The organism is Dietzia sp. DQ11-38-2, from assembly GCF_014145055.1.
In the GTDB taxonomy this organism is placed as follows: domain Bacteria; phylum Actinomycetota; class Actinomycetes; order Mycobacteriales; family Mycobacteriaceae; genus Dietzia.
The window spans coordinates 1-4440 of sequence record NZ_JAALDW010000295.1 but is presented as its reverse complement, the minus strand read 5'-3'; the positions used below and the strand labels follow the sequence as shown (position 1 = coordinate 4440).

Annotated in this window: 5 protein-coding genes; 3 read left to right on the top strand and 2 right to left on the bottom strand. The window is 69.7% G+C overall.

Annotated features, from left to right (window positions below; all coding sequences use genetic code 11):
• Both G6026_RS17335 and G6026_RS10580 read left to right on the top strand, forming a co-directional pair.
• The coding region (locus G6026_RS17335) for an enoyl-CoA hydratase-related protein (RefSeq protein WP_241728020.1) at window positions 1–347 on the top strand (347 nt) is incomplete at its 5' end.
• Window positions 344–1285: a crotonase/enoyl-CoA hydratase family protein gene (locus G6026_RS10580; protein WP_182613156.1), complete on the top strand. Its 942-nt coding sequence runs from the start codon at window positions 344–346 to the stop codon at window positions 1283–1285. The genes G6026_RS17335 and G6026_RS10580, both read left to right, overlap by 4 nt.
• Before the next feature lie 17 nt (window positions 1286–1302).
• Here the strand turns inward: G6026_RS10580 and G6026_RS10575 are convergent, their stop codons facing one another.
• Both G6026_RS10575 and G6026_RS10570 read right to left on the bottom strand, forming a co-directional pair.
• Complete coding sequence (locus tag G6026_RS10575) at window positions 1303–2070, bottom strand: PaaX family transcriptional regulator C-terminal domain-containing protein (RefSeq protein WP_347238090.1); 768 nt, start codon at window positions 2068–2070, stop codon at window positions 1303–1305.
• Between the two features lie 50 nt (window positions 2071–2120).
• Window positions 2121–3536 carry an MFS transporter gene (locus G6026_RS10570; protein WP_182613154.1) on the bottom strand — a complete coding sequence of 472 codons (1416 nt, stop codon included), beginning with the start codon at window positions 3534–3536 and terminating at the stop codon, window positions 2121–2123.
• Between the two features lie 84 nt (window positions 3537–3620).
• Between G6026_RS10570 and G6026_RS10565 the strand changes: the two genes are divergently transcribed.
• Window positions 3621–4295 (top strand): TetR/AcrR family transcriptional regulator, encoded by a 675-nt coding sequence (locus G6026_RS10565; protein WP_107755366.1) that lies wholly within the window; start codon window positions 3621–3623, stop codon window positions 4293–4295.
• Window positions 4296–4440 lie beyond the last annotated feature (145 nt).

Below are 4440 nucleotides of genomic sequence, written 5' to 3'. Positions count from 1 at the left end.
TGAGCCGCGCGATGGACCTCGTGCTCACCGGCCGCGCGGTCGGTGCGGCGGAGGCGCTGGAGATCGGGTTGGTGAACAGGGTCGTGCCCGACGGCACGGCGTTGACGGCAGCCATCGAACTGGCCACCGAGATCTCGCGGTTCCCCCAGGAGTGCATGCGACGGGACCGGCTGTCGCTGCTGGAACAGGAGGGGCTCGACGAGGAGGCGGCGATCAGGAACGAGTACGACCACGGGGTGGTCTCGCTGCAGGCCGGGGCGGTCGCGGGCGCGGCCCGGTTCGCCGACGGCGCCGGGCGGCACGGCTCCTTCGGACCGGCACAGGGCACAGAGGAGACGGGAAGTTGAACAGCGATTACCGCACCCTGACCTACGAGGTGACCGGGGCGATCGCACGGATCACCTTCGACCGCCCCGAGCACGGTAACGCCATCACGAGCGACACCCCGATCGAACTCGCGTCCGCCGTCGAGCGCGCCGACCTCGACCCGGCGGTCCACGTGATCCTCCTGTCCGGGCGGGGCAAGGGATTCTGCGGCGGCTACGACCTGTCGATCTTCGCCGAGGGGATGGTCCGAGACGCAGCCGGCGCCCACGGTGCCCCGGGGGACCCCGGAGGATCCGTGCTCGACCCGGGCGTCCAGGCCCGCAACCACGACCCGGGCGTCACGTGGGATCCCATGGTCGACTACGCGATGATGAGTCGGTTCAACCGGGGTTTCTCGAGCCTCCTGCACGCGAACAAGCCCACGGTGGCCAAGTTGCACGGATTCGCGGTGGCGGGGGGTACCGATATCGCACTGTTCGCCGACCTGATCATCTGTGCCGACGACACCCGGATCGGGTACCCGCCGACGCGGGTCTGGGGCATCCCGGCGTCCGGGATGTGGGCGCACCGGCTTGGCGACCAACGCGCCAAGCGCCTGCTGTTCACCGGCGACCTCATCACGGGGCGGCAGGCGCACGACTGGGGGCTCGCGATCGACGCGCCCCCGCCCGAGGAGCTGGACGACCGCACCGAGGAGCTCGTCGGACGGATCGCCCAGATGCCGGTCAACCAGCTGATGATGGCCAAGCTGGCGTTGAACAGCGCGCTCCTCGCGCAGGGGGTGGCCACCTCGGGCATGATCAGCACGGTCTTCGACGGCATCGCGCGCCACACCCCGGAGGGGTACGCCTTCCAGGCGAGGGCCGCGACCGAGGGCTTCCGGGAGGCGGTGCGTTCCAGGGACGAGCCCTTCGGTGACGCCAAGACAGCGGGGACGCCGGCGCCTCCGCCTGCGTGAGCCCGGTTCGGCGGCGGTCAGTGGCCGCCGCCGAGCGCCGTGGTGGCGAACGCGCCGAACTCGGCCCGGAACCGGTCATACGACTCCCTGAGCCGCTCGCCGGGCCAGTCGTCGGGGAGTAGTTCCGCGGGGAGCAGCGGATCGTGGAGGATGTGCCGGACGGTCGCGGCCGCGAGCTCGAATCGTGCGGACATGTCGTCGGCGCGATCTGCGGCGGCGAGTAGTGCCTGCCCCGTGGCGGACCACTCCGCCGGGGCGAAGAGGTCCTCGGTGAGGGCCACGACGTCGCCTTCCGGCCGGCACGAGAAGACCGTGGTCCGCGACGACAGCGCCTCGGACCGCCCGGTGAATTCGGACCTCCCCACGTGGAGGGCGACGAGGTTGTCGGGGCGGATCCAGACGCCCTCGCGCAGCTCCGCGTAGCGCGACTCGGTGAGTTCGGTGCGGGTCGCGGCCCGGGTTACCGCGTCGGCCGGGACAGTGACCACCTGCATGGACCACTGCCCGTCCCATGGCCTCAACGAGGGGGAGAGCGCGGCCTCCTGTCGCCGCTGCCGCGCGATCAGGCGGGGCGAGAGGCGGTAGACACCGTTGTCCCGGTGGAGGTCCCCCGCGGCCACCATCCTGGTGAGCGCGACACGCATCGCGGACTCCTTGAATCCCAGCTGGACGGCCACCTCGATGATTGCCGCCGCGGTCGCCTCCGCGGGGTGCATACCGAGGAGCACACTCAGCACCGCGGACCGGGCGGTGAGTTTCACCGGTGACTGCGGGGATGAGGGCACCATCCGACGATACCCGGGCGGTGAGCGGAGGAACTCCGACGTCTCTCCCGTCATTCCTCGAGGTGAACCGCCCGGCGGGGCAGGAGCGGCACGGCGAGGAGGCACAGCGTGGTGACCGCGAGGATGACGATCAGCGTCGTGGTCATCGCGCTCTCGGTCCCTCGTGCGAGGCCACCGATGAACAGTGTGGTGACCAGAGCGGATCCGATCCCGTTCGCGATCTGCTGTATGGCGCTGAGGGAGCCGCTGGCGGAGCCGGCCTCCTCGGGTTGGAGATTGCCGAGGGCGGTGTTGAACACCGAGTTGAAGCAGATCCCGGCGGCGATCCCGATGACGCTGGTGGCCAGGATGTTCTGCCACCAGGCCACGTCGAGACCCGAGGTGACGACGTTCAGCAGCAGGATGCCGGTGCCCAGGATCGTGGCGACCATCCCGAGGAGGACGAGGCGCCTGCCGAGCTTCAGGATGAGGGCGTTCGCTATGCCCGACCCGATGATGATGCCGATCGTCAGCGGGATCAGGTGGAGCGAGGTCCGGGTAGGCGTGTACCCGAGACCGAGTTGGAAGAACAGGCTCAGGACGTACATGAGGCCGCTGAAGCTCGCGAACACGCACAACCCCACGATGAGCCCCGAGGTGAACCCACGGTTGCCGAGCAGGCTGCGGGGCAGGAGCGGGTCGTCCGCACGGGCCTGCCGCCACCCGAACGCTCCCAGGAGCCCGACTCCGACGACCGTGCTCCCGATCGTGAGTCCGTTCCACCCGTCGGAGGACCCGGTGACGAGTCCGAAGAGCAGGCCGAAGAGAGCGAAGGCCAGCAGCACGCTGCCGATCAGATCGATCCGGGTCGAGGGTCGCGCGGGAACGGTCGGGAGGTGCCGCAGGGCGAGGACCAGGGCCAGTCCGCCGAGAACCACGTTGATGAGGAAGATCGGACGCCATCCGAGGCCGAACACGTCCGCGTCGATGAGGATCCCACCGAGCACGGGACCCGCGACGGCGAAGACGCCCAGCATCGGGGCGAACACAGCGAACGCCTTTCGCAGCATCGGCTTGGGAAATGTGGCCGCCATGATGGCCATGCCCTGGGGGATCAACATCGCCCCGAAGACCCCCTGGAGGACGCGGGCCGTGATGAGTACCGCCGCCGAAGGCGCGAGACCGGCGAGGGCGGAACCGACGATGAAACCGATGAGCCCGACGAGGAACGTACGTCGTTGTCCGTACTTGTCCCCGATGCGTCCGCCCACCACGAGTAGCGATCCCAGGGCCAATGCGTAGGAGGCCCCGAGCCACGGGATCACGCTCTCGCTCACACCGAGTTCGCGCACGATCGACGGCGCGGCGACGTTGGCGATCGTCGCGTCCATCAGGTCCATCGCGTCGGCGAGGAGGACGACGATCAGGGTGAGCCAGACCGCTCGAGCGGTCAGAGGTGGTGGCGCAGGCGGCGCAGTGGTGGTCATGGTGTCTCCCGTCCGAGTAGTTACGAACAGGATCGTAACGAACATGTTCGTCACGAACAAGATCGACACTGGTATCGTCGGGTCATGACCCCCCGAGTACCCGTGAGCAGGCGAGACCGGCCGGCGAAGGCCGCGTTGTCCCGGGAGGGGATCGTCGACGCGGCACTGCGAGTGGTGGAGCGGGACGGCGCCGACAAGCTCACACTCCGCAAGGTCGCCGCCGAGCTCGACACCGGGCCCGCGTCGCTCTATGTCTACGTCCGCAACGTCACCGTCCTCCACGCTCTCCTGGCCGACCGTCTGCTCGCGGATCTGGATCTCCGGTGGGACGGGGTCGAACCGTGGCGCGATCGCCTCCAGCGAGTGATGGCCGACTACGTGGACCTGCTTTCTCAGCGGGGGGAGCTCGCGCGAGCGGTGATGTTCGTGTGGCCCGACGGACCGCACTATCTGGACCTGATCGAGCTGCTGCTCCGGCTGCTCCTCACGGCGGGCGCCGACGAGAGGTCCGCGGCCTGGGGTGTGGATCTGCTGCTCCAGTACGCGAGTTCCAGCGCCGCGGAGTGGGCGGCCCGCGAGTCCGGCACCGGCCAGGAGATCGACGACCTCACGGCGACGATCGCGACGTCCGACCCGGGCCGGCACCCGACGCTCGCCGCTTTTCCCGTCGGCGTCTTCACCCAGGGCAGTCCCGACGAGCGGCGCCGGTGGGCTGTCGGAGCGCTCATCGACGGCCTCGTGGGCACCTCACGGGGGTAATGGCCCCGCCGGCGTGGCCCGACCGTGCGCCGGGAGGAGTCGGTCGTGGGACAATGTGGCGGTGAGCAGCACTGATGAACTCCATGTCATCGTCGGTGCCGGGCCGGTGGGCTCCGCCCTGGCGGCCCGGCTGGCGGCCACGGGG